Source organism: Paeniglutamicibacter kerguelensis (assembly GCF_017876535.1).
GTDB lineage: Bacteria > Actinomycetota > Actinomycetes > Actinomycetales > Micrococcaceae > Paeniglutamicibacter > Paeniglutamicibacter kerguelensis.
In genome coordinates this window covers 1,563,504-1,588,227 of the sequence record NZ_JAGIOF010000001.1, presented here as the reverse complement: position 1 = coordinate 1,588,227, position 24,724 = coordinate 1,563,504, and the positions used below count along the sequence as shown (strand labels likewise).

24 protein-coding genes are annotated in these 24,724 nt (G+C 63.3%); 6 read left to right on the top strand and 18 right to left on the bottom strand.

All coding sequences use genetic code 11. The features are described from left to right. Positions 1-64 precede the first annotated feature (64 nt). Positions 65-307, bottom strand: a complete 243-nt coding sequence (locus tag JOF47_RS07180; RefSeq protein WP_209996932.1) for a hypothetical protein — start codon at positions 305-307, stop codon at positions 65-67. 124 nt (positions 308-431) lie between these two features. Between JOF47_RS07180 and zapE the strand changes: the two genes are divergently transcribed. Both zapE and JOF47_RS07170 read left to right on the top strand, forming a co-directional pair. Continuing rightward, a complete protein-coding gene (zapE, locus tag JOF47_RS07175; protein ID WP_209996931.1) occupies positions 432-1,583 on the top strand; it encodes a cell division protein ZapE in 1,152 nt (383 codons plus the stop codon). Then, positions 1,580-2,245: a peptide deformylase gene (locus JOF47_RS07170; RefSeq protein WP_209996930.1), complete on the top strand. Its 666-nt coding sequence runs from the start codon at positions 1,580-1,582 to the stop codon at positions 2,243-2,245. The genes zapE and JOF47_RS07170 overlap by 4 nt, the downstream gene beginning before the upstream one ends. 73 nt (positions 2,246-2,318) lie before the next feature. Here JOF47_RS07170 and JOF47_RS07165 read toward each other — a convergent pair whose 3' ends face one another. Both JOF47_RS07165 and JOF47_RS07160 read right to left on the bottom strand, forming a co-directional pair. After that, on the bottom strand, positions 2,319-2,957 hold the full coding sequence (locus JOF47_RS07165; protein ID WP_209996929.1) for a hypothetical protein: 639 nt from the start codon (positions 2,955-2,957) through the stop codon (positions 2,319-2,321). 106 nt (positions 2,958-3,063) lie between these two features. Continuing rightward, entirely contained in the window at positions 3,064-5,106 is a 2,043-nt protein-coding gene (locus JOF47_RS07160; protein WP_209996928.1) for a S9 family peptidase, read from the bottom strand. A 40-nt stretch (positions 5,107-5,146) separates the two neighbouring features. Here JOF47_RS07160 and JOF47_RS07155 point away from each other — a divergent pair, with 40 nt between their 5' ends. Next, positions 5,147-6,010: a methyltransferase domain-containing protein gene (locus tag JOF47_RS07155; RefSeq protein ID WP_342592728.1), complete on the top strand. Its 864-nt coding sequence runs from the start codon at positions 5,147-5,149 to the stop codon at positions 6,008-6,010. A 70-nt stretch (positions 6,011-6,080) separates the two neighbouring features. On the opposite strand, the gene JOF47_RS07150 is transcribed toward JOF47_RS07155, so the two are convergent. Next, positions 6,081-6,683: a VanZ family protein gene (locus JOF47_RS07150; RefSeq protein WP_210001465.1), complete on the bottom strand. Its 603-nt coding sequence runs from the start codon at positions 6,681-6,683 to the stop codon at positions 6,081-6,083. 364 nt (positions 6,684-7,047) lie between these two features. Between JOF47_RS07150 and JOF47_RS07145 the strand changes: the two genes are divergently transcribed. The 3 genes from JOF47_RS07145 (at position 7,048) to JOF47_RS07135 (ending at position 9,059) form a co-directional block, all read left to right on the top strand. After that, positions 7,048-7,515: an NfeD family protein gene (locus JOF47_RS07145; protein ID WP_209996927.1), complete on the top strand. Its 468-nt coding sequence runs from the start codon at positions 7,048-7,050 to the stop codon at positions 7,513-7,515. A 71-nt stretch (positions 7,516-7,586) separates the two neighbouring features. After that, complete coding sequence (locus JOF47_RS07140; RefSeq protein WP_209996926.1) at positions 7,587-8,516, top strand: SPFH domain-containing protein; 930 nt, start codon at positions 7,587-7,589, stop codon at positions 8,514-8,516. A 183-nt stretch (positions 8,517-8,699) separates the two neighbouring features. Then, positions 8,700-9,059, top strand: a complete 360-nt coding sequence (locus JOF47_RS07135) for an RNA polymerase-binding protein RbpA (RefSeq protein ID WP_209996925.1) — start codon at positions 8,700-8,702, stop codon at positions 9,057-9,059. A gap of 83 nt (positions 9,060-9,142) precedes the next feature. On the opposite strand, the gene JOF47_RS07130 is transcribed toward JOF47_RS07135, so the two are convergent. The 14 genes from JOF47_RS07130 to dop form a co-directional block, all read right to left on the bottom strand. After that, on the bottom strand, positions 9,143-9,874 hold the full coding sequence (locus tag JOF47_RS07130) for a polyprenol monophosphomannose synthase (protein ID WP_209996924.1): 732 nt from the start codon (positions 9,872-9,874) through the stop codon (positions 9,143-9,145). 456 nt (positions 9,875-10,330) lie between these two features. After that, positions 10,331-11,947: an amidohydrolase gene (locus JOF47_RS07125; RefSeq protein WP_209996923.1), complete on the bottom strand. Its 1,617-nt coding sequence runs from the start codon at positions 11,945-11,947 to the stop codon at positions 10,331-10,333. A gap of 74 nt (positions 11,948-12,021) precedes the next feature. Further along, complete coding sequence (locus tag JOF47_RS07120; protein WP_209996922.1) at positions 12,022-14,826, bottom strand: DEAD/DEAH box helicase; 2,805 nt, start codon at positions 14,824-14,826, stop codon at positions 12,022-12,024. A gap of 63 nt (positions 14,827-14,889) precedes the next feature. After that, positions 14,890-15,669 carry a twin-arginine translocase subunit TatC gene (tatC, locus tag JOF47_RS07115; protein WP_209996921.1) on the bottom strand — a complete coding sequence of 260 codons (780 nt, stop codon included), beginning with the start codon at positions 15,667-15,669 and terminating at the stop codon, positions 14,890-14,892. Positions 15,670-15,732: 63 nt separating this feature from the next. Then, positions 15,733-15,960: a Sec-independent protein translocase subunit TatA gene (gene tatA, locus JOF47_RS07110; RefSeq protein WP_209996920.1), complete on the bottom strand. Its 228-nt coding sequence runs from the start codon at positions 15,958-15,960 to the stop codon at positions 15,733-15,735. A gap of 34 nt (positions 15,961-15,994) precedes the next feature. Next, entirely contained in the window at positions 15,995-16,354 is a 360-nt protein-coding gene (locus tag JOF47_RS07105; RefSeq protein ID WP_245356294.1) for a hypothetical protein, read from the bottom strand. A gap of 2 nt (positions 16,355-16,356) precedes the next feature. Continuing rightward, entirely contained in the window at positions 16,357-18,312 is a 1,956-nt protein-coding gene (locus JOF47_RS07100) for a helix-turn-helix transcriptional regulator (protein WP_209996919.1), read from the bottom strand. A 126-nt stretch (positions 18,313-18,438) separates the two neighbouring features. After that, positions 18,439-18,834, bottom strand: coding sequence for an FKBP-type peptidyl-prolyl cis-trans isomerase (locus JOF47_RS07095; RefSeq protein ID WP_209996918.1), 396 nt, complete (start codon positions 18,832-18,834; stop codon positions 18,439-18,441). Between the two features lie 38 nt (positions 18,835-18,872). Continuing rightward, on the bottom strand, positions 18,873-19,832 hold the full coding sequence (locus JOF47_RS22300; protein ID WP_209996917.1) for an FKBP-type peptidyl-prolyl cis-trans isomerase: 960 nt from the start codon (positions 19,830-19,832) through the stop codon (positions 18,873-18,875). Between the two features lie 138 nt (positions 19,833-19,970). Beyond that, a complete protein-coding gene (gene pafA, locus JOF47_RS07085) occupies positions 19,971-21,332 on the bottom strand; it encodes a Pup--protein ligase (RefSeq protein WP_209996916.1) in 1,362 nt (453 codons plus the stop codon). A 7-nt stretch (positions 21,333-21,339) separates the two neighbouring features. Then, positions 21,340-22,050, bottom strand: coding sequence for a proteasome subunit alpha (gene prcA / locus JOF47_RS07080; protein ID WP_209996915.1), 711 nt, complete (start codon positions 22,048-22,050; stop codon positions 21,340-21,342). Next, on the bottom strand, positions 22,051-22,827 hold the full coding sequence (prcB, locus tag JOF47_RS07075) for a proteasome subunit beta (RefSeq protein WP_209996914.1): 777 nt from the start codon (positions 22,825-22,827) through the stop codon (positions 22,051-22,053). Then, positions 22,824-23,009 (bottom strand): ubiquitin-like protein Pup, encoded by a 186-nt coding sequence (locus JOF47_RS07070; protein ID WP_209996913.1) that lies wholly within the window; start codon positions 23,007-23,009, stop codon positions 22,824-22,826. Before JOF47_RS07070 ends, prcB begins: the two co-directional genes overlap by 4 nt. A 129-nt stretch (positions 23,010-23,138) precedes the next feature. After that, positions 23,139-24,719 carry a depupylase/deamidase Dop gene (gene dop / locus JOF47_RS07065; protein WP_245356629.1) on the bottom strand — a complete coding sequence of 527 codons (1,581 nt, stop codon included), beginning with the start codon at positions 24,717-24,719 and terminating at the stop codon, positions 23,139-23,141. Between the last annotated feature and the right edge of the window lie 5 nt (positions 24,720-24,724).

Genomic DNA, 24,724 nt, shown 5'->3' with positions numbered 1-24,724 from the left:
AGATTATCGGCGCAATGAATCACCGTCCGGAAGTGGGCAAATATCAGATTTTTGACCATGACACTCATCCGGCCAACATGCCCGAATCCCCCGGCATTTTTTCGATTTTCACCGCCCGCTCCGGCTGGCCGCCTGCGGCCACCGCACGCGCCCGGCCGGAGCTGCCGACACGCAGGAATCCGAGATCGAACGAGGGTCGCCCGGAGCTGTCGATTTCGGCCGCAGATTTCATGGAGTCAACTCTCAAAAATTCACGACCAAACACTCGCCCATCACCACCCTCCGGAAGATAACTTTTGGTTGACATAACTATATTTTGACTGCATTCGGCGACGTTTTGGTGGTTGCATAGTTATTCAGGGAAACTCGTTGGTATGCCACATCAATATTCGGACGCCCAGGCTTCCACGCTGTCCGGAACATCGGACGGATTGCACGACGACATTCAGCGAGTCATCCATGAGCGCGCGACGGTCGAACGCCTGGATCTTGACAAGCAACAACAAGCCGCAGTGCGATTGCTGAGCGGCAACGTGGCCATGCACCTTGGCCCGGGGCACCTGTCCCCCGCCGGAAAACACGTTTATCTCTGGGGTCCTCCAGGCCGCGGCAAAACCTGGATTCTCGGTGCGTTCTATGACGCCTTGCCCACATCAAGGAAGCGACGCGTCCACTTCCACGATTTCTTCCGCGAACTGCATTCCTCGGCGCACAAGGCCACGGAGATTGCATTGGCACAGGTTGACGAACCCGGTTCACTTGGGTCTTCCCGTGGCCGCATGGACCGCGTTGCGGCGCGCACAAGCGCCATAGAGCAGGCGATCGAATCGATGTTGGGCGACGTCGAGGTGCTCTGCTTCGACGAATTCCACTGCAATGACCCCGGTGATGCAATGTTGCTGGCCCGGATGTTCAAATTCATCATGGGCCGGCGGATCCTGCTGATCACCACCTCAAACTATCCGCCGGAGGAACTGCTCGCCGACGAGTATTACCACCACTTGATCCTGCCAACCATCGACGCCATTCGTGAACAGATGAACGTCCACGAACTCGACGCAAGGCTGGATTACCGCTCGATTGCCAAGGATGAGGCCGACAGGCGGGGCTTCGCCAAGGGCACGCTGGCCATCTCGCCATCGGAATCGGAATTGCACGCGCTCGGCATCACCGTGCCGGATGCCACGGAATCGGCACGGCTCAAACCGACTAGCCATGAAATCCGGGCCCTGCGGGTTGCCAACGGCCAGATCTGGTTTGATTTCCGCGATCTCTGCGAATCGCTGACGTCCACGCTGGATTACCTCGAATTGGCCAAGGACTACGGCCACTGGATTGTTTCCGGTGTACCGGGTTCCGCCGAAATGACGCCCTTCGGCCTGCGCCGTTTGGCCAACGCCATCGATGTTCTCTACGATCACGGTATCCGCCTCGATCTTTTGATGGACGGCAACTTTGCCGATTCGTTGTCGTTGCTGCCCGAGCTCGATGCATCACGGCTGGAAAGCAGGCTTAACGCACTGCGGCCTTTTGTCCCTGGCAAAGAAGCCAAAGAACCACTAGCTGAAGGTGTGAACGCATGAGCCAGAACCCGGAATGCAACGAAGATGACTTCCTCTCCCCCGATTGGATCCGCGAAGAAGTCACCCGACTCGTGGAGATTCACGTGTCGGGCACGATTCCGCCCATAGTCCAGCTCGGCCACCCAGTGCTTCGCATGCCGGCGCAGGAATTCACCGGCCAGCTGGATGCAACACTGCTTCGCGAGTTCCTGGACACCATGAAAACCGTCATGCACGACGCACCCGGGGTGGGCCTTGCAGCCCCGCAACTCGGCATTCCTTTGCGAATCGCCGTGCTCGAGGACATGTACCCCACCAACGATGACGTCGCAGCGGTGCGCGAACGCATGCCGTTGGAGTACTTCGAGGTCCTGAACCCGACCTATGTAGCCCGCGGCAAGCGAACGGCTGCCTTCTACGAGGGATGCCTCTCCTTCAACGGCTACCAGGCAGTCGTCGATCGCCCGGCCGATATCGACACCGCCTACATGGATGCAGACGGCCTCGCCCACAATCGCTCATTCAGCGGTTGGCAGGCCCGGATCTTCCAGCATGAAACAGACCACCTGGATGGAACCGTGTACATCGACAAGGCGCTGACCCGTTCGCTGTGCGCCAGCCACGAGTTCATTCGCTGGGCGAACCCCGGTATCGAGGAAGCACGCATCGGGCTGAACTTTTGAGCATCTGACGGCACCGGGAGCCTCACGGTTGCAGGGCGTCTTGGCCCTCCGACCGTGGGCCAGGTGTCTCCGGCTAACCTGCCGATTTCTTCTTGAACGCCGCGACCGAGTCGGCGAGTTCTTCGACTGTGGTGATCGACGCCGGGAACAGCTCATCCCCGAGCCCGCCCAGCACCGTCGTGAGCTTGCCTTCGGCGGTGCTGCCGATGATGCCGTCACGCGCCGTCGCGTACATGATTCCCGGCTCCTCGCTGGGGCGCAGATACCAAACCAATTGATCCGCAGGCATCAGGGCCGCCGAGGCGTCGTTGGCCGATCGGCTCGTGCTCGAGATCCACACCTTGACCTGATTCGCCGCGGCCCCGGCAAGTACCTCGTCAACCCCGACGGTGAGGATCGTTGTTCCGTTCGCATCAGTCGTTCCGTCATCCAGGCGAACCGGATAGGACGGCCCGGCCTCGGCATCGATGACGGAACCCAGCACGATCAGTTCGGATCGCTCGTACAGGTCCGCGAGGGACCTTGCGGGATTGACTTCGAGCGCAGCATTCATCCGGTAAATGTCCCGAAACTCGTCGGCGGCATAGGCCGTGGTGCGGGTTGAGGCAGTCCCCCGGTGTCCCGGACGCAGGTCCGGGACACCGGGGCATCCGGCAAGAACGGCGGCCGCGATTGCGCCCATGAGAAGGCACGCCTTGTGTTTGGCCGTCATTTCAATTCCCTCCGTTTGCCCAAAGCCTTCCCGAATTCGGGTGGTCGATCAATGGCCCGGCAAGAATTGTTATCAATGAACGGGTTTCACCGCATCGCGTCTTGTCCTATCCCGCTGCATCGGCCGCCGGGATGGCGTCCACCGGCAAATAGCGGTTGAACCACTCGAGGATTGTTTCAAAACGCTGGCGCCGGTGCCACGGGGAACCGCCACGGCTCAGCCCGTGGCTTTCGCCCGGAAAGAGCACGAACTCGGTGGGGACGCCGCGCTGCTTGAGGCCCACGAAGTAGCGCTGGGCCTGTTCGAGCGGACACCGGTAGTCGCCTTCCGAATGCATGACGAGGGTCGGGGTGCGCACCCGGTCCAGCCTGGCCATGGGAGATTGGCCGGCCACGTGTGCCGGATCGGACCCGGTGTAGGCGTCGGCAAAGAACCAGCCGATGTCCGAGGTTCCGACAAACGAGGTCGGGTCCAGGAATCCGCGCTCCACCATCGCCGCCGCGAAGCGGTGCTCGTGGGCGATCGCCCAGGCCGTCAGGTATCCCCCGTAGGAGCCGCCCAGGACGCCGGCCCTGGTGGCGTCCAGTTCCGGGTTTGCCGCGCAGGCACCGTCGAGGAAGGCCATCACGTCAAGCAGGTCGACGGTGCCCATGGCATGCCGGATCGCCAGCCCGTGCTCACGCCCGTAGCTGGAGCTGCCCCGCGGGTTGCACTGCAGCACCGCGTATCCGGCGGCCGTGTAAACCTGTGCCTCGTCGAAATAGCCTGGCCCGTATTGCGAGAACGGGCCTCCGTGGATGTTCAGCAGCACCGGGTGCGGGCCGGGCCCGGACGGCAGATGGATCCAGCCGTGCACCGGGTATCCGTCGGGGGCGGTGAAGGTGGCTTCCCGCGGCAGGCTCACTCCTGTTTGTTCCCGCAAGGGTGCCGCGAAATCGGTCAGCCGGCGCACTCCGCCGGTTTCCAGCACGGAGCACTCCCCCGGCGAATCCTCGGAAATATGGGAGACAACGATCGTCCCGCCGCTGGCGGCGGCACCGTGGATGAATCGCGGCCCGGCGCTGAGCACGTCCACCGTGCCGTCGGCGCCGATCCGGTGGAGTTCGCCGGTGCCGCGCACGCGGGCACAGGCCAGCACCGATTCGCTGCCGTACGGGACCAGGGACTCGGATTCCGTGTAGTCAACCTGTCTGGCTTCTTCAGGGGCGGGGGCGCTTGCGGCGGGTAGCCCGGCTGCCGGCACCGAAACCACCACCGTGTGCTTGGCCAGGAAGTCGGTCCCGGATTCCCCCACATGCTGGGCCAGGGCAAAAAGCGCCGATCCGTCCAGGCTCCAGCATGCCGAACGGTAGGCCCATTCCCCCGCCGGGGCGCCCAGCACAAGCTCCGGTTCGACCGGCTGCCGCGCTCCGGACGGAACCCGGTGGATCATCGATCGCAGATCCGAATCCTGGTTTTCGTGCAGTGCGGAGGTGAAGTAGATCCAGGCGCCGTCGGGGCCGTAGAAGGGCTCGCCGATGTCCTGGGCGGCCACGGCAAGCTCACGGACGGCAGGCCGGCCAGTGGGCAGCGGACTCACACCGTGCGCAGCCCTGCCCCGCGGTTTGACGAACGGTTCTGCATCCGGCCCGGGGACCTCAATGCAGAACAGGCCCTGGACCTTGTCCTTCCCGAAACCCACGCCGTCGCCGCGGTAATTGAAGGTGGTGATGCGCCGGGGCGCCTCATCTCCGGCCCCGACCCCTTCGATCGAGCCGTAGCGTCCGGGTTCGGCGGTGCGGGAGGTGAAGGCGATGGCCAGCGAGTCGGGAGACCAGGTGAAACCGCTGACTCCCATGGGCCGGTCGGTGAGCACCTGCGGCTCGCCGCCGTCGGCCTCAACCACCGCAAGCTGCGCCTTGCCCTTGGCGTCGGAGCGCAGGAAGGCAATACTCAGGCCGTCGGGAGAGTACCGGGGCTGTCGATCCGATTCCCCGCGGGTGAGGCGCCGTGGCGGCACGGAGCCGTCCACGCGGGTTTCCCACAGCTGGCCAACGTAGGTATCGCTGGCGAAACTCGGCCGCGAGGCAGCAACCACGGCACGGGTGGAATCGGGGCTGAGGCTTGGCGCCGATACAGTAGTGAGTAGTTCTAGTTGCACTGGTTTCACCGCGCTAGCCTATCCAAAACTTTTAAGATGAAGGAAGCACGTGGAGCAGCCGACAAACCTGGATGTGGGACTGGTCTGTCCCGTCTGCCGACTCGAGCTGCGATTGCGCACCCGGCCGGGCCGGCCAACCCAACTTTCCTGCCCCGACCTGCACGCCTTCGATGCGGCCAAGCAGGGATACTTCAATCTTCTCACCGGCAAGGGAACCGCCTTTCGCGAGGACGGCTCCGCCATGGTTGCCGCCCGGGCGGCCTTCCTTGAGGCGGGCCACTACGGGCCGTTGGCCGCCGCCCTCGCCGAGTCGGTGGCCGCCGCGGTTGACGGAAACCCCGCGCCACGCATCCTGGATGCGGGCGCCGGCACCGGTTACTACCTCGGCCAGGTTCTTCACGGTCTGCCGGAATCGGCCACGGCCATTGCCATGGACATCTCCAAGTTCGCCATGCGACGGGCCGCAAAGCTGCCGGGCACCCTGGCATTGGTCTGGGACCTGTGGCGCGAGCTGCCGATGGCGGATGCTTCCTTTGACGCGCTGATCAACGTCTTCTCCCCGCACAACGGGAAGGAATTCGCACGGGTACTTCGCCCGGGCGGCGTGGCCTTGGTTGTCACTCCCCTGCCCGAGCACCTGGCCGACGGCGCGCAGCTGCTGGGCCTGCTGGGGATCGCTGGCGACAAGGCGGCAGGCGTCATCGCATCCATGGGTGAATCGTTTGCCTTGGAGGACACTCGGGAAATCCGCATGCCGTTGGCGCTCTCCCCCGATCAGGCCTTTGACTTGGCGATGATGGGCCCGGCCGGGCACCACCTGGATCCCGCAATCCTTCGCGAACGGATCGACGCGCATCCCGGGGCCATCGAACTCTCTGCGGCCTTCAGGGTCCAAGAGTTCAGGCGCCGCTGATTCCCGCCGCCCCTCTGCGGCCGGATCAACATGGCGTGTTTAGGCCCGTGGATGTGGCTCGCAGGCTGCCTCATGGGGCCGGGGCATGCTCTCTCGCCGGTGTCCCGGCATTCCGGTCAGGCGTGGAAAGGCCGGGGAGGTCCCGAGGTGGCCCGTACCGTATGGGCGAAGCGACGAAGACCGCGATCGCAAGCAGGGCGAACACGGTCCCTATCGAACATACCCGCGTCATGACCGTGGCGGTCCTCGCTTGGAGGCCGCGGCGTGCCAGGGTGAGCAGGCCGAATCCGGCCAGTCCTCCGGCGGTGTTGACAAGCAGGTCGGTGACGTCGGAGATCCCGATGGCCAGGACGTGTTGTGAAACCTCCAAGACCAGGCTCGCACCGGCGAACGCGCCCGCGGCCCTCCACCACGGCCAGGACGGCGCGAGGAGGCCGAGGTAGAGGCCGAACGACACGAGGAGCACGGTGTTCGCCACGACCTCGAGGGGGTCGCTGGCACCGGCCCCGGCACTGGGTGCGAACGGGACGAGCTTGATCTGGCGCAGTGCGCCCCCTCCGGCGTACGGGACCTCGAGCTTCAACAGCACCATCCAGGCCAGCAGGACGAGGTAGACCACGAAAAGCACGAGCGGCAGGACGCGCCCGCCCTCTCGGGAAGGCTTCTTCTCCATGGCAGACACAGCAAACTCCACGACGATCGACACTACCTCTCAACGCTAGGGCACGCTGCCAGAAGGGTGTTGCCGAGGCCACGCCCCGCCAGCGCAGCGTGGCGGCGGGGCGGGGTCCCGTTCGGTGGGTTCGCGCGGTGGGTCCAAAAACATCTCCCACTCCCACTCCCCGTCCGAGATCGAGCTGTGCGACTCACGCCAGGACTCGCCCGCGGGCCGCCGAAATAGGTTGGCAACACGCCCTCAATGATGACGCGCAAGGCAGAACATACTCCCTTGTGCTGATTCGATTTGGGTACCCCGTCGGGCAAAATGGAAGCACGAGTTGGTGTGGATCCAACGCATCACGCCTTGAGGGGAAAAAATGATTGAGTGGGCAGTATCAAATGCCTGGGTGGTTTGGCTGGCGCTATTCCTGTTGCTGGCCATCATCGAGATGATCTCCCTTGATCTGTACTTCATCATGCTGGGCGTTGGGGCGCTCGGCGGTGTAGCCGTCGCGTTGCTCGGCGGACCATTCTGGTTGCAGGTCGTAGTCTTCTGCATCACGGCACTGGCCATGATCGTGCTGGTCAGACCGATTGCCATCAGACACCTGCGCAAGGACCCGGAAGCCCTTCGCACCAATGTAGATCGCCTTATCGGCGAGGACGCGCTGGTGCTGGAACCGACAAACCGGATGAACGGCCGCGCAAAAATCGGCGGGGAAACCTGGTCGGTCCGCACGGATGATGAGGTTGCGCTGCAACCGGGAACCTACGGTTCGGTGGTGCGCATCGAGGGAGCCACCGCCTACATCACCCGGCGAACCCGCATGACCGGGCTGGACTAGGTCCTGCGCCGCCCGCACCTACTAGGTTTATTGGCGCCCGTTTCCGGGTGCCCCAACGAAAGTGAGAAGAGATGCAAACATCGGGTCTTGGCCTAACGGTCGTCCTGGTTGTACTGGCAGTCTTCGTGATCATCGTGCTTTTGCGCGCCGTGCGGATCATTCCGCAGGCACGGGCCGGGATCGTGGAGCGATTGGGCAAATACCACCGCACCCTTCTACCCGGGTTGACCCTATTGATCCCGTTCGTGGATCGCCTGCTCCCGATCTTGGACCTGCGCGAACAGGTCGTCAGCTTCCCTCCGCAGCCGGTGATCACCGAGGACAACCTGGTGGTCTCGATCGACACCGTCGTGTACTTCCAGATCACTGAGCCCCGCGCGGCGACCTACGAGATCGCGAACTACATCCAGGCCGTCGAGCAGCTGACCACCACCACGCTTCGCAACGTTGTGGGCGGTTTGAACCTAGAAGAGGCGTTGACCAGCCGCGACCAGATCAACGGACAGCTTCGCGGGGTGCTGGACGAGGCCACCGGCAAGTGGGGCATCCGAGTCTCCCGTGTCGAGCTCAAGGCCATCGACCCGCCCCTGTCGATCCAGGACTCGATGGAAAAGCAGATGCGCGCCGAGCGTGACCGCCGAGCAGCCATCTTGACCGCCGAGGGCACCAAGCAGTCGGCGATCCTGACCGCCGAAGGCCAGCGCCAGGCCTCTATCCTGAAGGCCGAAGGCGACGCCAAGGCCGCAATCTTGCGGGCCGACGGTGAAGCACAGGCCATCCAGAAGGTCTTCGATGCGATCCACGCGGGCAAGCCGGACCAGAAGCTGCTGGCCTACCAGTACCTGCAGACGCTGCCCAAGCTCGCCGAGGGATCGTCAAACAAGCTGTGGATCATCCCAAGCGAAGTGGGCGAGGCCCTGAAGGGCATCGGCGGGGCCCTGGGCAACTTCGCCGCCCACGACGACGACAAGCCGCAGGCCGGCGGCAGCACGTTGATGTAATCGACGGGCCCTGAACGGCCGGGTTTTCGGGCGGGCGACCTCACAAACGAGGGGGCCCGCCCGAAGCCTTGTCGGGGCCGTATAATAGAAACTTCGAGACTTGCGCCCCGCGGGAATTTTTTGCTGAACCGGGACGTTGAAATCGGTAGCCGAACCCGTTTGTAATCGCAGTAGGGAGACAACATGAGCGATCGCAGCCTGCGTGGAATGCGCCTTGGCGCACAGAGCATGGAAACTGAGGCTGGCGTCGAGCCAGCAGCGCGCCAGCGCGTTGAATACCGTTGCGAGGACGGCGAACAGGTGTTTGTGATCTTTGCCGCCGAGGCAGAGATCCCGCAGACCTGGACCTCCAAGACCGGCAAGGAAGCAACGCTGGTCAATGGTGAGAAGCAGGAAGAGGAATCGACCGAAAAGCCGGTTCGTACTCACTGGGACATGCTCCTCGAGCGTCGCACCCCGGAAGAACTTGAAACGATCCTTCAGGATCGCTTGGACAAGTTGCGTGCCACCCGTGGCGCAGCCCAGGCAGCAGCCAAGTCCTAAGCAACAACAGCACTAAAGACTGAGGGGCCGGTGGAAATCCACCGGCCCCTCAGTCTTTTAACGCATGTGGCTGAGCCGCGCGCCTACTTCTTGCCGCCGGTCAGCTTCTTCCAGCGTGCGCCAAGTCCCCACTTGGTGACGTTGAGCATTGCCTCGACAACGATGTTGCCGCTCATCTTCGAGACGCCGAGTTCGCGCTCGACGAAGGTGATGGGAACCTCGACGATGTTCTTGCCCATCTGCGCCACGCGGAAGGTCATGTCGACCTGGAAACCGTAGCCAACGGACTCGACAGCGTTGAAATCGAGCTCCTCGAGGGTTTCGCGGCGGAACGCACGGTAGCCTGCGGTGATGTCGCGAAGATTTACGCCGAGCATCATGCGGGAGTAGAAGCTGCCCACGCGGGAAATCGCCTTGCGGTGCAGCGGCCAGTTGACGACGGACCCGCCCTTGACCCAGCGCGAGCCAATGACAAGGTCGGCGCCCTTGGGGATTTCGGCCAACAGCAGCGGCAGCTGCTCGGGCTTGTGGGAGCCGTCGGCGTCCATTTCAACGAGCACGTCGTAGCCGGCATCAAGGGCCCAGCGGAAGCCCGCAAGGTATGCGGCCCCCAGCCCTTCCTTGCCGGTACGGTGCATGACGTGGATGGCGCTGTCTTCGCTGGCCATCTTGTCGGCCAGGTCTCCGGTGCCGTCGGGGCTGTTGTCATCGACGATCAAAACATCCGAGTCAGGGACTGCGGCACGTAGGCGACCCACGGTGATCGGCAACGATTCAAGCTCGTTGTAGGTCGGAATGATCGTGACTACGCGCACGCGAAAGTCCCTTTCTGCTGAAGAGGTGATCCACATGGAGCCGGGAGCAAAGTGCTTCACCGGGATTGTTCCGAACAGGTTTAAGTGTCAGGACCATGAATGTCAGGATCTAGTTGAGGTCAAGGCACAATTATACGCGTGGTTTCGGAACCCGGGACGCTCGGCATCGTGTGATGCCCAAGACCCTGGCCGGAGATCGGCCGTAAGATACAGGTTTGCCCCCGGAGCTTCGGTCCATTCCTTGACGACAAACGCCAAGGTGTTATCTAGTGCTCCGGGGGCCAACCCGTCAACGCGCGCCGGAAAACCAGCATGCCCGACCTTAAAACCGGACAATGATTACAGCCTACCGCCACCGGCCACACTGTCAACCGCATTCCGGCCGCAATCCTACAAAGAGTATGAGGTCAGATGCTGTTTATGGGTGAATTTGCGGCTACTGCCATCCTGCGTCCGCTAAACGCCCATTGCGTCGAAGAGAACCCGTCCGGAGCGGACGGTGCGAAGGCACGTCGGCATCTCGTCTTCCAGCACCGGCAGCATTGGCGTTCCTGCCCGGGCATCGGTGCTCCAGGAGGAAACCCTGACATCGGGGGTCTGGACGGTGAGTTCCGAGGCGTTCCAGATCGCGAACGTCGCCTCGGCGCCGGTCACCAACTGGCCCGCCAGGGGGTTCGACTCCCCCAGTGCGCGGAACCCGGACCGGGTGTGGGCCATGAAGGCGGCCTTCGCGGAAATCCGCGCTTGGGAATCGTTGAGTTCAAGGCAGGCCTTGATGGTTGCCCAGGGGTTGGTCGGGGTCACGGGGGCGTCTGAACCCACCGTCACCGGCACTCCGGCGGAAAGGAACTTGCCGATGGCATTCATTCCGGTGGCCCGCTCGGTTCCCAGGCGTTGTTCGTAAAGTCCACCCGGGCCGCCCCACAAGGCATCGAATTGCGGTTGCAACGAAGCCGTCAGGGAGAAGTTGAGCATTTTGGCACGTGCCTGCTCATCGACCATTTCGACGTGCTCCAGGCGGTGGCGGCCGGCCTGGACCGCTGCAAGGCCGACGGTTTCCGCGGCCTTGGCAAAGCCCTCAAGGGCCGCGTCCAACCCGGCATCCCCAATCACGTGGAACGAGGCCTGGATCCCGGCAAGCGAGCAGGCGCTCACATGCGCACTGATCTGCTCGACGGACAAGTACGAGGAACCGCGGCTTCCCGGGGCATCCGCGTAATCGGAACGCAGCAGGGCGGTGCGTGAACCGATGGAACCGTCGATGTTCAAGTCGCCCCCGAGTCCGACCAGGGCCGGGGATCCAAAGGAATCCAACAACTCGCGGGCTTCCGATTCCTCGGTCACGGCCTGCGCCCAATAGGCGTAGAGCTTGGGGCTCGCGGCTGTTTCCTCTTCGCTTGCTGCCAATAGGGACTGCAGGTCCCGGCGCCCTGAAATATGCTCGGCCGCCATTTCCACAACGGTGCCGTGGCCGGTGGCGGCCAAATGCGCCAGTGCGCGCTCACGATGGGCCGCATTCACCGATTCGTCGTAGGCGAAAACGGCGGTGCGCACCCGGGCATGGAGGCTTCCACGGACCAAAGCGCCGGAGAATTCCGATCCTGCCACGAGCCCGAGGCGCTGGGCAACCTGCGGGCTGACTAGCGCCGAGTGGACGTCGATTCGGGACAGGTAGACCTCGCGGCCCGGTGCCGCGCGTGCGAGCTCCTCGAGCGTCGGAAGGGATGCATCGGCGAACTTGGTTTCATCCCAGCCGAAACCCTGGATGATTCCGTCTCCCGTGTCGGCGGCGGAGGACACCAGGTCGAGGATGTCCGCGGCGTTCGATGCACCGCCCAGGTCCAGACCGGCAAGGTTGGCGCCGAGTGCACCGAGGTGTACATGGGAATCGACGAAAGCCGGGGCGACAAGTGCGCCTTGCAGGTCGATCTCGGTCATCCGCGCATCCAGCAACGCACCGGCCGCCGATTCGGAACCGATCCAGGCCACGGTGCCGTTTTCAACGAGCATCGCCGTCGCAAAAGGGTCCGCGGGCGAGTAAATGGATCCGTTACGATACAAATCAAGAGACATTATTTACCTTTACTTTTAGAACCGCGCACGGGAAGCCAGGGCGCTGAAAGCCGAAATCGGCAAGACAAAGTCGGTTAGTCGACAACGTTCGAATAGGCCACGACGCCGCGCCGGATCCGGTCGACGGCACGGTTGCAGGAACGCGCAAGGCCGGCGTTCAAGTCGGGGATCTTGGCCAGCTGGTCAAGGACGTCGATGACCTGCTTGGCCCACCGCACAAAGTCCCCTGCCGCAAGGTCGGTGCCGCGCAGGCACTCGCGCAGGTCAGAGCCCTTGGTCCATTTGTACATGGGCCAGATGAGTCCGGAATCCGGGGCAACCGTTTCGGGAAGCCGTGCAATCACTTCCGCATCGCTGAGCCGGGACCACAGGTTGATCGAGGATTCCCAGGCCAGCTGCACCTTGGCGCTGGGCATTCGCGGCTCGTCTGAGTTGTCCTCGCGGCGAGCCTGGAAGACCAAGGCGGAAATGAATCCGGCCAATTCTTCCGCATTCATCTCATTCAGGACCCCGGATTCCATGACCAGAGAGGTCAGGAGGTCACGTTCGCCGTAGATGCGACGCAAGCGCTGGCCAGCCTCGGTGATTTGGGCTTGGTCCTTGTCGTTCGACGCAGGAATCATGTACTCGAACTGCTCGAGCACCGATGCCACCCGGTCGAAGGTCTTCGCGATGGTGTTGGTGCGCCCGCTGATCTGTGAGCGCAACTTGTTGGTGTCCTTCAGCAGCTTCGTGTAACGCTCACCCCATCGTGCGTGGTCTTCGCGCTCGGAGCAGCCGTGGCACGGGTGCGCCTTCAAGGCACGGCGCAACTCGGCAATCTTCTCCTCCTGCTCCTGGCTCCCGGAGAAATTGAAGCCCGCGGCGCCGCGGCGCGGCGGCCGGGAATCGGCGATCGCGTTGTGCAGTGATGCCGCAAGGTCCTTGCGCTCCTTGGGGCTTCGACCCGTGAACCCCTTGGGGATGCGGATCTGCGAGATGATCTCGACCGGGCCGTCCAGGTCCTGCACCCCGATGCGCCGGATATGCTTTTCCTCGGTGAGCACCGTGGGGCGCGGATCGTTCCAAGCCGTGTCCAGTTCCACAACCACGCAGCGGCCCAGCTTGCGGGGGCCGTGGACCTCGATGATGTCGCCAAGCATCAATGACTCAAGCGACTCGCTGGCTGCCGAACGCCGTTGGCGGGAGATCGTTTTCGACGCCTCCTTTTCCGCCTCGGACAGCGCGTTGCGCAATGCCGCATACTCGCTGAAGTCGCCGAGGTGGCAGGTCATGGCCTTCTTGTAGCCCTCGAGCGATTCCTCGCGCGCGCGGACCTGGCGGGCCAGGCCAACGACCGAGCGGTCGGCCTGGAACTGCGCGAAGGACGTTTCGAGAATGCCCCGGGCACGTTCACGTCCAAACTGCGATGTCAGGTTCAATGACATGTTATAGGTCGGACGGAAGCTGGAGTTCAGCGGGTAGGTTCGCTTTGACGCCAGACCGGCAACGGCGGCGGGATCGGTGTCGTTCTGCCAGAGCACAACCGCGTGGCCCTCCACGTCGATGCCGCGGCGACCGGCGCGACCGGTCAGCTGGGTGTATTCGCCGGCGGTGATCGAAACGTGAGATTCGCCGTTGAACTTTTCGAGTTTCTCCATGACAACGGAGCGGGCGGGCATGTTGACGCCGAGCGCCAGTGTTTCGGTCGCGAAAACCGCCTTGACAAGACCGCGGGCAAACAGGTCCTCGACGACTTCCTTGAAGATTGGAAGCAGGCCCGCATGGTGGGCCGCGAACCCGCGCATGAGACCTTCGCGCCAAGGCCAAAAGCCGAGAATCTCCAGGTCGTCGGTCGGCAGCTTGTACGCGACGAGGTCAATCGCCTGCTCGATCTCGGTTGCCTCGGCCGTGGTGGTCAGCGCAAGGCCGGAGCGAACACACTGCGCAACTGCGGCATCGCAGCCGTTGCGCGAAAATATGAAGACCAATGAGGGCAGCAATCCGGCCCGGTCCAGGGCCATGATCATGTCCGGCCGCGAGACCTTGGTGCTTATCTGTTCTCGCTGGCGGCCGCCGTTTCCGTTGCCTCCGCGCCGTCCGCCTCGCTGGAACGACCGTGAACGCGAGGCAGGGAATCCCCGCTGGGCGAGTTTGCCCAACTCCGGGTTCACTGCGGCGGAGCGTTCAGGGGTTTCGGCAACCTGGTCGAACGCAACGTCCTCGGCGAAGAGGTCCATGAGCTTCCCGCCGACCATCACATGCTGGAAGAGCGGGATCGGGCGGTGTTCAGAGACGATGATCCGGGTGTCGCCGCGCACCGTGTCCAGCCAGCCGCCGAATTCCTCGGCGTTCGAGACGGTTGCAGAAAGCGAAATCACCTGCACGTCGTCGCGCAGGTGGATGATCACTTCTTCCCACACTGCCCCGCGGAACTTGTCGGCGAGGTAGTGAACCTCGTCCATGACCACATAGCCCAAGCCCTCGAGCGTGTCGGAATCCGCGTACAGCATGTTCCGCAAGACTTCGGTGGTCATGACGACAACGTCGGCTTCGCCGTTGATCGTCATGTCGCCGGTCAAAAGGCCGACGCGTTCCGGGCCGTAGGTGGAAACAAGGTCGCTGAATTTTTGGTTGCTGAGCGCCTTGATAGGGGTCGTGTAGAAAGCCTTTCGACCGGATCGAAGGGCCTCAAAGATCGCGAACTCCCCCACCACCGTCTTGCCTGCACCCGTGGGTGCGGCGACAAGAACGCCGCTGCCGGAGGCAACAGCCCTGCAGGCTTCTTCCTGGAATGGGTCTAGGTCAAAGCCAAGTGTTGCTCGGAATTCCGGAAGGCCGGTGTCGGCTTCCTTTGTCCGTTCCTTGGCTGCGGCGTAACGCTCGGCCGGCGTGTTCACGCTGCGACCCCTTTCAAGATGGTGTTAAGTGGTCCCACGCTGGTGAGCTGCTTTGGGCACGGCTTATGGAAGATCCGGCACCTCAGGAAGGGATGAACCCTGTCCGGCATTTGCCGCATTCTCTGCTTCCAAGGCTGCGAGATTCTTGTTGCGTTTGCGATCGTTTAGATGGCAAATCAGCGTGGCCGCTGCGAAGGTAAGGAAGAGCGGTCCAGCGAGGGCGAACATGGTGATCGCGTCGCCGCCGGGTGCTGCCATCGCCGCCACCAACGCGATAAGGAACACCGTGATGCGCCAGTGCTTCATGATCGTCTTGGCTTTCAGCACGCCAATCATGTTCAGTCCGACCATCAACACGGGAACCAACATGGCCAGGCCGAAGGCAACCAGCAACCGAAAGACAAACGGAAGGTAGTTATCGCTAGAGATCAACGACTGGGCGTTTGCCGGCGTCAACGAGATGAGGAACTTCAGGGCATGCGGCAGGACCCAGTAGGCCATTGCGACACCCATGACAAACAGCGGGGCTGCTGCCGCGGCAAAGGCGAGGGCGGTGTTACGTTCCTTCTTCTTCAACCCGGGCACGATAAAGGCCCACAGCTGGTAGATCCAGACGGGAGCGGAGAAGACCAGACCCAAGAGCAGCGATGTCTTGAGCATGAGGTCGAACGGGGCCATCACCGAAGTGAAGTTGACTTCTCCCCCGTATTCGCGCACCGGGGCTACGAGAAGGGCAAGGACGTCGTCGTACAGGAAGAACCCGCCGACGGTGCCCAGCACCAAGGCAATAAGTGAAATGAAGAGGCGGTTTCGCGCCTCCACGAGGTGTGCCTTGAGGGCCATGCGGCCCTCAGGATTATCCTTCCGCCCCTTTTTCCGGGCAGTTTCCTTGTCGCTCACGAAATATTAGGCGTTGTTCTCACGACGGTCGGGATCAACGATCTTTCCCTCAACAGTTTCATCCGCTGCAGAGGGATTCTTGTCATCGTCCTTCATCTGACGCACTTCCGACTTGAAGATACGCAGCGACTGTCCCACGGAACGAGCCAAACCCGGAAGCTTCGGGGCACCGAAGAGCAACAAAGCCAAAACAATGATGATGACCAGGTGCCATCCTTGCAGTCCACCGAACATGGGGAACCTACCTTTCAATTAGTTTAATTCTACGTCAGAACAGGTCGAGATCGGCCACGCGTTGCGCTTGTCCGCGCAGAGCTTTACGCTCCACGCGGCGCGCGCGCCGAACTTCGACGCGTCGGGCTTTTCCAGCTTCCAATGATGCGCGTGCATCCTCGGGGTCTTGGAAGAGCGCGGCAACACCGCTAGGTCCTCGATCGGGCAAAACTCCATAGTCGATGGGCCCGGCAGGTGTCTCCATTGCCGTTCCTATCCGGTCGCCGGCCTCGCTCACTTCATCCATTAGTTTCATGAATCCGCGGAAAAGCCTGATGCCGGCAAGAACCAGAAAAAGCAGCATTCCAAGAATAAGGACTATCCAAAGCAATACCCAAAACCACCACGGCAACATGTTCAAGCCACCTCCGAGATCGACAAAGCGTTCTGCAGCCAGGATTCGACTTCTTCGCGCACGTTGTCCGGAGCAAGCACCCGCAGGTCTCCGCCGTGGTAGGCGATCATACCTGGAAGAACGGCCGTGGAGGACATGCGGATTTCGGCAATCAACTCATCGCCGACCCTGGCCCATTGCTCCGGCGCATACTCGTCGGCAACCAGGGCCAGGCGTTTGCCGAACCCAAGGACCACCTGCACGTCGTCGGCACCCGGAGTGAAGAAGATGTCCTCCGTGTCCTCGTGTTTGCGCGGATCCAACTCGAAAGCTGCACCCGTTGTTTCGGCTGCCTGGATGCGGTCGACACGGAAACTGCGGATCTGTTCATTGCGTTGGCTCCAGGCCCGCAGGTATTGCCGACCTGCATGTTCCACCAGGCGAATGGGCTCCACGAGCCGCTCGCTGACTGCGTCGCTGGAGGCGCTGTAGTACTTCAGGTTGACGACCTGGCTTTCACGGATCGCACAGAGCAAGACGGCGTAGTTCTCGTTCTCCTCGGTGGAGCGCAACGCGATCGACAGCACCGATTCAAGCCCCTCGAACCCGACAGCTGCCTGTTGCAACTTGGCAAACGCCCCCTGGATCGACTCCGAGTGCTCAAAATCGGGCAACTGACGCAGGGACGCAAGCCCCGAGAGCATCGCAGCTGCCTCTTGAAGACCCAAGCGGATCGGAGCGTTGAGGGCCTCCGCGTTGTTGATGCTGATCGCACCGGTTTCCCATTCCACATCGATCAATTCGTCGGGGAGCCCATTGGGCACGCCGCACATCATGATCGTCTGCAGGTGCTCCAACAGCTGCTTCTCGCTCAGCCCGAAATGCTTGGCCGTCTGGGCGACCGTCGGCGACCCCAGCTTGGCGACGTAGGAAATGATGTCGAGGTTGCGGGCAACAGCGTCGGTGGATGGCGGCCGGCCAACGTTGCGGCGCTTGCTCAGTTTGAATGGGGGTACCGGAAACCGCTGTTTCGCCAAGGCATCGGCAAGCTTTCGCTGCACTGCCGCCGCGAGCCCGGCGGGTTCAAGGACCCTGGCGTTCGGGCCGAGTTTTGCGATCTCGGCCGCCAGCGTCACCAGGTCGTGGAATTGGAGATGGATTTCGTCGCTCTCTTCACCCGGGATGATGGTGCTCGCGCGGGAGCGCAGGGACCAGCCCGTTTCCTTGACGAGGGAAACCCGCGCCGTTTCCCCGGCGATGAGCGGATCCAGCCGGCCCAGGGCTTCGGCCATCTTGAACCCGGCGGGTCGCGACGAATGGGCCTTGCCCGGTGTCACGTCGCTGAGGATCCGCGAAAGGCGGAACATCCGGACGCCCTGGCGGTTGTGGTCGAATCCCACCAGGTACCAGTTGCCAAAGCGCGAGCCTATCCCCCAGGCATCCACGGTTCGTTTGCTGGATTGCCCCTGGGCATCCAGGTACTCGAAGCCGAGGATCTCCTGCGACCATACGGCGTTCAGGCAGGCGCCAAAGGACGGACCCGAGGCGTGCAGGCGCGGAACATACTCGGTGAACCGCGCATCTTCGCCGGCATCGGGGCTTCCGACGGCAAGTCGCCCGGTGGCGCGGGCGGCAAAAGATTCAAGGTCGGTGTCTTTCCAAAGCTGGGCAGCCAGCCCGAGAACAGCGGATTCTTCGGTGGTGAACCGGACTTCCGGCAACCTGTAGCTTTCGGGCGGGATCAGGTAACGTTCCTCGCCGCCCTCACCCAGGGTCTTCAAGGGAATTCCCATGTCCCTGAGGTCTTTCTTGTCCCTGTCGAACTTCCGGTCGAACGCAGCCTCGGAGAGCCCCTTGTAGTCATCGACGATCTTGCGCAGCTGGCGCTTGGAATAGCCGTGGGGCGTATTGATCAGGGCATAGGTGAGACTGACGAGCTTCTCGGCCCGGGAGGGACCGCCGGAGTTAATTTGAGCCACGTTCGCAAGATTACCCCGTGGCCGTCACCGCGTGCCAATGCAACGCCGGTTAAACGGACTTTGGCCGTGTTTGCCCTGATGAACAGGGCAAACACGGCCAAAGGGCGACTCGGAAGCCGCAGGTGCCTAGCGTACGGCTACGAGGTCCACCACGAAGATCAGTGCTTCGTTCGGGCCGATGGCTCCACCGGCGCCGCGGGAACCGTAAGCAAGCTCCGAAGGGATCTCGAGGCGGCGACGGCCGCCGACCTTCATGCCGATCAGGCCCTGGTCCCAGCCCTGGATGACCTGGCCGACACCGGCACGGAAGTCCAGCGGGGTGCCGCGGTTCCAGGAGGAGTCGAATTCTTCGCCGGTCGACCAGGCAACGCCCACGTAGTGGGTGGAAACGGTCGAACCGGGAACAACCTCGGCGCCGTCGCCGACGACGATGTCCTCGATCTTCAGCTCGGTCGGGGCATCGGTGCCCGGGAATTCAATTTCCGGCTTGGTGCGGTCGTATTCACGCTGTCCAAATGACATGCTTGAATCCTTTCGGTTGATTGCTTGTAGCGTCTTAGCTACTTTACTTCCTTGAGTTCAACGAAGAAGACCAGCGTGCCGGCGGGGCGTCCCTGGGCGGCGGCGTCCGGGCCGTAGGCCAGGTCGGACGGAATGGTCAGCATAACCTGGGTTCCGGCCTTCAGGCCGGTCAGGCCCTGGGTCCAGCCCTTGATGACCTGTGACAGGTTGAAATCGGAAGCTGCGCCGCGGTCATAGCTGGAATCGAACTGCTTGCCGTCTTCCCAGCGGACGCCGGTATAGTTTGCCGAAACATCGGACGTTTCGGTGGCGACCTTGCCGGTGCCTTCCTTCACCACGTCAACGACCAAGCCGGCCGGCTCTTCCTTGTCCTTCGGGATGGTAATGGCCGGCTTGCCGTCCTTCATCTCAAACGTCGGCAGGGCGCCGGCGTCCTTGAGCTTCTTGACTTCGTCCGGGCCGAGCTTCTCGGAAGCCGGCGGAATGTCCCCGGCTGACATGACCTTGAGGACCACCAGGGTCTTGGCCGATGCAGGACCTGCGGAAGGCGAGGCCGATGCGCTTGGGTTTCCCGCGGCATCCGCGGCAGGCTCGACGAACGCAATCCAGGAGCCGACCTTGGTCGCCAGGAAGGTGTCATAGAGCGCAGGCAACTGCTGCTTGAGCTCGTCCGTGGTGGGAAGGGTGGATGGCGCCTGGGCAAAGCTTGAGCCCAGCAGGCTTCCGTTTTCGGCGTTGTAGGCAACCGACTTGAACTGGACGTTCTGGTTTTCCTTGATCGTCTCGCCCTCACCCTCGATGACGACCTTCGCGGCGGCCTCGGTGGCTACCAGCGGGGTGTCGAAGGTGACGGTGGGATCCGATGTGTCATTGGCCCCGGGGGTGATCTTCAAAGATGAGAAGGGGGCGGTGTCACCGCTGGAAGCCGGGGTGGATGAACCACAGGCGGAAAGCAGCAGCAGTGATGCCGCCGCGGCGAGTGCCATAACTTTGCGCACGAAATCAACTTTCAGTTGGGGCATGGAGACAAAGCAAACCCACACACGGTGGTGAGTAGATGTCAAAGTATTTGTTCAGCTTAAACGCTGATTCTGTGAAATTCCTTATCGAACCGTGGATTCGAGCCGAAAGTTTGCTCAGATGCTCTGAATCAGTGCCGCCACCCGCGGATCCTCGTTCAGGAACGGGTCCTTGCACAGCACGGTTTGGCCGGGGTGGTCGTTGAGCTTCAGGTGCACCCAGTCAACCGTGAAATCGCATTCGGCGTCCTTTGCCGCCCGCACGAAGTCGCCGCGCAATTTGGCCCGGGTGCTTTGCGGCGGGTTGTCCACCGCGTAGGCGATGTCCTTGGCGTCGACAACGCTGGCCGCCTGGCCCCGGTTGCGCAGCAGGTGGAAGAGCCCGCGCTTGGTGTCGATGTCATGGTAGGTCAGGTCCAGTTGGGCCAGGCGGTGCGCATCGAGGCCCAGGCCGTGGCGCGTGGCGTAGGAGGAAATGAGCTTGTGCTTGATGGCCCAGTCGATTTCTGTGTCGATCGTGGAGAAGTTCCCCGACTCCACCGCACCCAGGGTCCGCTCCCACAGGTCCAGGACCTGCGGGACCCGGTCGTGGTGTGCACCCTCGCGGGCAACGAACTCGGTCGCCAGCGCCAGGAACTGGCGCTGCAGTTCCAACGCCGTCATTTCCCGGCCGTTGGCCAGCTTCACGATGGTCCGGCCGTTGAAGTCGTGTGAAATATCCCGGATGCTGCGGATCGGGTTTTCCAGCCGCAGGTCCGTCATGATCTTGCCGGATTCGATGATCCGCAACATCAGGTCGGTGGCGCCGAGCTTCACCAGCTGCGTGGTTTCGCTCATGTTTGAATCGCCCACGATCACGTGCAGGCGCCGGTAGTACTCGGCGTCCGCGTGCGGCTCGTCGCGGGTGTTGATGATCGGGCGCGAACGCGTGGTTGCCGAGGAAACGCCCTCCCAGACGTGGTCCGCGCGTTGCGAGAAGGCGTAGAGCGACTCGCCCTCGACGTTGACGATCTTTCCGGCACCGGCGATCAGCTGTCGTGTGACCAGGAAGGGGATCAGGATTTCGGCCAGGCGCGCGAATTCGAGCCTGCGCGGAATCAGGAAGTTCTCGTGGCAGCCGTAGGAATTCCCGGCGGTGTCGGTGTTGTTCTTGAAGAGGTACAGCTTGCCGTTGAAGCCATCGGCGGCCATGCGCCGTTCGGCGCTGGAGACCAAGTCGTTGAGGATTGATTCGCCCGCGCGGTCGTGGGCGATGAGCTGGGCCAAGTCGTCACATTCGGCCGTGGCATATTCGGGGTGCGACCCCACGTCCAGGTAGAGCCGCGACCCGTTGGTCAGGAAGACGTTGGAGCTGCGGCCCCAGGCCACCACGCGGCGGAAAAGATAACGGGCCGACTCCTCGGGGGTGAGGGGTCGCCCGGTCGGATCCGAATAGTTGATTCCGTACTCGGTCTCTATGCCGAAAATCCTGCGGTCCATGAACCCGTTATTCTCCTGAACTCAATATCGCTGCAATGGTTGGCTTGTCCAGCCGGTGGAAATGCCTGTGGGTGCCCCGGGAGTTGATGCGCTCAAGCACCGCAACCTCCAGCAGGGCCGCCCCGTCGGGGCCCTCGCCGACGCCGGGCAGGACGGCTGCCGCGGCACGGATCACGTCGGCGGCGCTCGACTCGGCCAGGACGTTCTCGCCCCAGACGATGGTCCACGCAGCGCGAAGTGCCGGGGTGTCGCCGCCCATGATGATCAGCCCGGGCTGTTCGGCAATCGAACCGTCGAAGTTCAACGAGAACAGCGTGTCATCTTCCTGGGTCTCCCCCAGCTCGAGGACGGCGAGCTCGACCTCGAAGGGTTTGGCTTCGGCCGTGAACACCGCGCCGAGGGACTGGGCGTACACGCTGGCCAGTCCGCGGCCCGTGACGTCCTGGCGGGCGTAGGAGTATCCGCGGGTGTCGGCGTAGCGCACCCCCGCCTGGCGGAGGGATTCGAATTCGTTGTACTTGCCCACCGCGGCGAAGGCGATCCGGTCATAGATCTCGCCGATCTTGTGCAGCGAGCCGGAGGGGTTCTCGGCGATGAGCGCGATGCCCTCGGCACAGGAGGCCACGATGACGGCGCGGCCTCGGGCGATGCCCTTCCGGGCGAAATCCGCCCGGTCCTTCATCAGCTGCTCGGGGGAAACGTAATACTGGGCGCTCATCTAGGCCTCCATTCCCTGGCTGGTTCGTTCGTCGATGATCTGCTGGGCCACGGCCGCGAGCACCGGTTCGGCGACACGGGTGGCACCCTCCGCCGTGACGGTGTAAACGACCGGCCACAACTTGCGCACCGTGTCCGGGCCGCCGGTGGCCGAATCGTCGTCGGCCGCATCGTAGAGGGCTTCGACGGCGACACGGATGGCGCGGACGGCGTCCATGGACGGTTGCCACAGCTTCTTCAGCGCGCCGCGGGCGAAAACCGAGCCGGAGCCGATGCTGTGGTGCTCGACCTCTTCGTAGAGGCCGCCGGTGATGTCGAAGGAGAAGAGCCTGCCCGACCCCTTGGCCGTGTCGTAGCCCGCGAACAGCGGCACCACGCTCATGCCCTGCATGGCCATGGCGAGGTTGGAGCGGATCATCGAGGCCAGCCGGTTGGCCTTGCCCTCCAGGGACAGCCGGGTCCCCTCGATCTTTTCGTAGTGCTCGAGCTCGACCCGGAAGAGCTTGGCAATGTCGATGGCCAGGCCGGCGGCCCCGGCGATGCCGACCACCGAGAACCTGTCGGTCTCGAAGACCTTCTCGATGTGGCGGCTGGCAATCACGTTGCCCATGGTGGCGCGCCGGTCCCCCGCCATCACGATGCCCTCGGCGTAGGAGAGCGCGACGATGGTGGTGGCGTGCGGAACCCCGGCCGCGGGGGCGCTGGTGTGCGGCAACAGGTCCGGCCGGTCCCGGTTCAGGTGTTCAAGGAACGACGGGCCCGGACCGAGCTCGATCACTGGCCGCCCTTTTGCACGAAGCCGCGCACAAACTCCTCGGCGTTTTGTTCCAGTACTCCGTCGATCTCGTCGAGCAGGTCATCCACGCCGGCATCCTGCGTGGTGGCCTTGACGGCCTCGGTTTCCTGCTCCTGCTCGGTGGTGTCTTCGCTGCGTCGTGCCGAAAAGCTTTCCTGCGTCATGGTCCTGCCCCTTTGTCGTTGGTCCGGATGGCACGTGCCCGGCACGTACCGTGGTCGGGGGCCGAACGCCGGTGGCGGCGGCCGGCCCGAAATTCACTTATGCGTCCATCTTGTCACTGCCAGGGCGCTTTAGCGCTTCAACGTCCCAATGAACTCGCCGATCGAAAGTTCCGCGTCAAACAGCCCGCCGACCAGCTTCTTGGTGCCGCGCAGCGGTTCCAGGGTGGAGATCCGTTCCAACTTGCGCGCCCCCGGAACGCTGAAGGACACCGAGTCCCAGCTGGCCGCCACCACGTGCTCGGGGTATTGGCTGAGCACCCGGCCGCGGAAGTACGCCCGGGTGTCCTCCGGCGGGGTTGAGGCCGCGGCGGCAATCTGCTCCGGGGTGTAGAGGGTCTCCATCAGGCCGCGTTCGGCCAGCCGGTAGTACAGGCCCTTTTCCGGGCGGATGTCCGCCCACTGCAAATCCATGAGCGCGATCTTCGCGTCCGTGAAATCCAGTCCGTGGCGATCGGCATAGCCGCTCATCAGCTTGTACTTCGCCACCCAGTCCACGGTGTCCGCCGCGGCGAAAAGGTCGCTGCCCAGCGTGGTGAGCGTGCTGTCCCAGCGGCGCAGGATCTCGGCGGTGGCATCGTCGTCGGCGCCGGTGCGCGCACAGTGCTCGACGGCGGCGTCCAGGTAGATGCGCTGGATCTCCAGCGCCGTGAGCCGGCGCCCGTCGGACAGCTCGACCCTGGCCTTCAGGGTCGGGTCGTGGCTGATGGCCTGCAGGGCGGCAACCGGTTCGCGCAGCGCCGGTTCCGGGGCTGTGCCAGCCTCGATCATCGACAGCACCAGGGCGGTGGTGCCGGTGCGAAGCAGCGTGGACACCTGTCCGAGGTTCGCGTCCCCGATGATCACGTGCAGCCGCCGGTACTTCTCCCAGTGGGCGTGCGGCTCGTCGCGGGTGTTGATGATCGGGCGCCGAATGGTGGTTTCCAGGCCCACCTGCGCCTCGAAGAAGTCGGCGCGCTGGGAGACCTGGAAGCCGTCGTACTGGCCCAGCATGCCCCGGCCCACCCGGCCGGAGGCGCAGATGACCTGCCGGCTCACGAAGAACGGGATCAGGTGCGTGGCGATCGAGTCGAAGGGGACGCTGCGCGGCATGAGGTAGTTCTCGTGCGCGCCGTAGGAAACCGACTTGTTGTCAGTGTTGTTCTTGTACAGGTGCACCGGCACGAACCCGTTGGTGGCCTCGATGCACCGGGCGGCGGTGAGCGCCACGTGGTCCCCGGCCTGGTCGTAGAGCACCGCGTCGAAGGGGTTCGTGGTCTCCGGGGAGGAGTACTCCGGGTGCGCGTGGTCGACGTAGAGGCGCGCCCCGTTGCCCAGCACCATGTTCATGAGGACCTCTTGGCCCTCATCCGGCTCGTCGTAGAGCGTGGAGCCGATGGTCGTGTCTCCCCCGGCCAGCGCCACCTGCTCGGCATCGAGCTCCGGTTCCACGTCGGTGAGCTGGGAGGGGTCCGCCTGGGAGCGCGGCTGGGTGAAGCCGCGGGCGTCGTTCAGCGGGGACTCGTCGGAATAGTCCCAGCGGGTGCCGGCCAGATGCCCGTACCCGGCGCGGACGGAGGCCGCATAGGCGTTGATGACCTGGGCCGAGAGCATGGTGGCGTTGGCGCCGGGCATCGCCGGGGCCAGCACGCCGTATTCGGTTTCCAGGCCCATGACAC

What these genes read in the sequence shown, in the direction of transcription:
- JOF47_RS07135 (WP_209996925.1), top strand. Translation starts at nt 8,700, where the DNA reads ATGAGCGATCGCAGCCTGCGTGGAATGCGCCTTGGCGCACAGAGCATG.
- JOF47_RS07150 (WP_210001465.1), bottom strand. Translation starts at nt 6,683, where the DNA reads ATGGAGAAGAAGCCTTCCCGAGAGGGCGGGCGCGTCCTGCCGCTCGTG.
- JOF47_RS07070 (WP_209996913.1), bottom strand. Translation starts at nt 23,009, where the DNA reads ATGACGCAGGAAAGCTTTTCGGCACGACGCAGCGAAGACACCACCGAG.
- tatA (WP_209996920.1), bottom strand. Translation starts at nt 15,960, where the DNA reads ATGTTCGGTGGACTGCAAGGATGGCACCTGGTCATCATCATTGTTTTG.
- tatC (WP_209996921.1), bottom strand. Translation starts at nt 15,669, where the DNA reads ATGGCCCTCAAGGCACACCTCGTGGAGGCGCGAAACCGCCTCTTCATT.
- dop (WP_245356629.1), bottom strand. Translation starts at nt 24,719, where the DNA reads ATGGGCCTGGAAACCGAATACGGCGTGCTGGCCCCGGCGATGCCCGGC.
- JOF47_RS07145 (WP_209996927.1), top strand. Translation starts at nt 7,048, where the DNA reads ATGATTGAGTGGGCAGTATCAAATGCCTGGGTGGTTTGGCTGGCGCTA.
- JOF47_RS07095 (WP_209996918.1), bottom strand. Translation starts at nt 18,834, where the DNA reads ATGTCATTTGGACAGCGTGAATACGACCGCACCAAGCCGGAAATTGAA.
- prcA (WP_209996915.1), bottom strand. Translation starts at nt 22,050, where the DNA reads ATGAGCGCCCAGTATTACGTTTCCCCCGAGCAGCTGATGAAGGACCGG.
- JOF47_RS07180 (WP_209996932.1), bottom strand. Translation starts at nt 307, where the DNA reads ATGTCAACCAAAAGTTATCTTCCGGAGGGTGGTGATGGGCGAGTGTTT.
- JOF47_RS07165 (WP_209996929.1), bottom strand. Translation starts at nt 2,957, where the DNA reads ATGACGGCCAAACACAAGGCGTGCCTTCTCATGGGCGCAATCGCGGCC.
- JOF47_RS07170 (WP_209996930.1), top strand. Translation starts at nt 1,580, where the DNA reads ATGAGCCAGAACCCGGAATGCAACGAAGATGACTTCCTCTCCCCCGAT.
- pafA (WP_209996916.1), bottom strand. Translation starts at nt 21,332, where the DNA reads ATGGACCGCAGGATTTTCGGCATAGAGACCGAGTACGGAATCAACTAT.
- JOF47_RS07105 (WP_245356294.1), bottom strand. Translation starts at nt 16,354, where the DNA reads ATGTTGCCGTGGTGGTTTTGGGTATTGCTTTGGATAGTCCTTATTCTT.
- JOF47_RS07140 (WP_209996926.1), top strand. Translation starts at nt 7,587, where the DNA reads ATGCAAACATCGGGTCTTGGCCTAACGGTCGTCCTGGTTGTACTGGCA.
- JOF47_RS07125 (WP_209996923.1), bottom strand. Translation starts at nt 11,947, where the DNA reads ATGTCTCTTGATTTGTATCGTAACGGATCCATTTACTCGCCCGCGGAC.